Source organism: Stenotrophomonas sp. PS02300 (assembly GCF_029959395.1).
Classification (GTDB): Bacteria; Pseudomonadota; Gammaproteobacteria; order Xanthomonadales; family Xanthomonadaceae; genus Stenotrophomonas; species Stenotrophomonas maltophilia_AD.
In genome coordinates this window covers 1-2073 of sequence record NZ_JASCOP010000233.1, presented here as the reverse complement: position 1 = coordinate 2073, position 2073 = coordinate 1, and the positions used below count along the sequence as shown (strand labels likewise).

At 70.9% G+C, this 2073-nt stretch carries 4 protein-coding genes; 2 read left to right on the top strand and 2 right to left on the bottom strand.

Annotation, left to right across the window (positions count from 1 at the left end; genetic code table 11):
* A partial coding sequence (locus tag QMX79_RS20660) for a shikimate kinase (protein ID WP_282248442.1) occupies nt 1-418 on the bottom strand: 418 nt, incomplete at its 3' end.
* Between the two features lie 95 nt (nt 419-513).
* Between QMX79_RS20660 and QMX79_RS20655 the strand changes: the two genes are divergently transcribed.
* A complete protein-coding gene (locus QMX79_RS20655) occupies nt 514-717 on the top strand; it encodes a dodecin family protein (RefSeq protein ID WP_068853673.1) in 204 nt (67 codons plus the stop codon).
* Here the strand turns inward: QMX79_RS20655 and QMX79_RS20650 are convergent.
* Nucleotides 710-1531, bottom strand: a complete 822-nt coding sequence (locus QMX79_RS20650; protein ID WP_282248441.1) for a kinase — start codon at nt 1529-1531, stop codon at nt 710-712. The genes QMX79_RS20655 and QMX79_RS20650 overlap by 8 nt on opposite strands.
* Before the next feature lie 41 nt (nt 1532-1572).
* On the opposite strand from QMX79_RS20650, the gene QMX79_RS20645 reads away from it, so the two are divergent.
* Nucleotides 1573-2073: pyridoxal 5'-phosphate synthase (locus tag QMX79_RS20645; protein ID WP_282248440.1), on the top strand; the 501-nt coding region annotated here is incomplete at its 3' end.

Below are 2073 nucleotides of genomic sequence, written 5' to 3'. Positions count from 1 at the left end.
CGCGCCGGGGCCCCAGCCCGGGCAGCCCCGGCCCGCGGCCCGGCGGCGCCCGCCGCGCCCGGCCCCGGTCGCGCGCCAGCCGCTCCAGCTGGGCCGGCACGCTCACCCGCAGGTAGACCACGAAGCCGCGCTGCGCGATCGCCTCGCGGTTGCCAGCGTCGAGGACGGCGCCACCGCCGGTGGAGATCAGCTGCCCCTCGCCGGCCAGCAGCTGCTGCAGCACCTGGCGTTCGTGCTGGCGGAAGCCGGCCTCGCCCGAATGCTCGAAGATGGTCGGAATGCTGGCTCCGGCCGCGTCGACGATGGCCTGGTCGGCGTCCACGAAGTCCAGGGTGAAGCGCTCGGCAAGACGCCGGCCGATGCAGGTTTTGCCGGCGCCCATCGGGCCAATCAGGATGAGGTTCGGAGCGGGATTCATTACCCGGAATGCTAACACCTCCGTGTCGCGGCCTTTACGCGGCGGACCCCATGGTGGGCCGTGCGGAATGTCCCGCGCGCAGCTGGAGCACGCCCATGTCAGTGGCCAAAATCATCGAGATCAACGCCTCCTCGCCCACCAGCGTCGAAGACGCGGTCCGCAGCGGCCTGAAAAAGGTGTCCGAAACGGTGAAGGGCATCCAGGGGGCCTGGATCAACGAGACCAAGGTGGTCACCGACGGGCAGGGCAACATCACCGAATGGCGGGTCAACCTGCGGGTGACCTTCCTGGTCAGCTGACGATCCGGCGCTGTTCGTCCAGCACCACCACCCGGTCGGCCAGCGCCGGCAGCGTGCGCAGTGCCTGGCGGCTCACCCGTTCGTAGTACTGCACGAACCGCTCCAGCTGGGCGCGGCTCATGCTGCTGCGCTCGGGCTGGGCGGCCTGCAGGTTCTGCTCCTGCTGCCATCGCCAGCGCGGCACCACCGCGAAATCCGGCGGCTGCAGGAACCACAGCCGGTCGCAGCGTTGCCACAATGCGGGGTACTGGTCGGCCAGTGCCTGGTTGCACCAGCGGCGCCAGCGGCCGTCGGCGTCGGCCTCGCGTTCCAGCGCGTTGAGGGGGGTGTCCAGCTGGTCGTCGGCCTGCGCCGGCGTGCCCAGGAACCAGCCTTCGAACACCAGCAGGTCCAGCCCGCCCTCCAGTCGTGGCCACTGCGCTTCGGGCACGCGCTCGTCGGCCAGCTTGTCGAAGCGGGGCAACGCCAGCGGGCGCTGCGCGGCAATCGCGTCCAGCGTCGCGCGGGCCAGCGGCAGGTCGTGGGTGCCCGGCGGGCCACGGGTCAGCAGCAGCGGGTGCACCTGGCGCGCCAGCCGCTGGCGCTGGGCGCGGGTCAGGTAGAAGTCGTCGATGGACAGTGCCGCTGCACGCAGGCCGCGTTGCTGGGCCAGGGCCACCACCTGGGCGGCCAGCGTCGATTTGCCGCTGCCCTGCAGGCCACTGATCGCCAATACTGGCACCGTGGCCGCCACGGCCAACGCATCGTCCAGCGCCTGCGCGACCAGTGCATCGGGGAATCCCTTGTTCCGGGGCATGTACGCAGCAACGGGCATGCGGTGACAATAAACCCAAACCGAGCCGCAAGAAACCAACCATGACCGATCTCTACGCTGAAGCGCTGTCCACCTTCGCCGCCCTGTACGACGAAGCCAAGGGCAGCGCTGAAATCGAACCCAACGCGATGACGGTGGCCACGGCCACTGCCGACGGCCATCCTTCGGCGCGCACGGTCCTGCTCAAGGCCTTCGACGCGCGCGGTTTCGTCTTCTACACCCACCTGGACAGCCACAAGGGGCGCGAACTGCAGGCCAACCCGCACGCTGCGCTGCTGTTCCTTTGGCGCAGCCTGCGCGAGGCTGGCATCCAGGTGCGCGTCGAAGGTGGGGTAGAGCAGGTCAGCGATGCCGAGGCCGACGCGTACTTTGCTTCGCGCCCGCGGCTGAGCCAGATCGGCGCGTGGGCATCGCTGCAGTCGCGCACGTTGGCCTCGCGCGAGGAGTTCGATACCCGCGTGGCCACCGCCGAGGCCAGCTTCGCGGGGGGCGGGGGGGCGCGGGCGGCGGGGGGGGGGGGGGGGGGCGGGGGGGCGCGGCCG

Bases quoted from the DNA above. Each gene is read 5' to 3' on its own strand.
- QMX79_RS20655 (WP_068853673.1), top strand. From the start codon at position 514: ATGTCAGTGGCCAAAATCATCGAGATCAACGCCTCCTCGCCCACCAGC.
- QMX79_RS20650 (WP_282248441.1), bottom strand. From the start codon at position 1,531: ATGCCCGTTGCTGCGTACATGCCCCGGAACAAGGGATTCCCCGATGCA.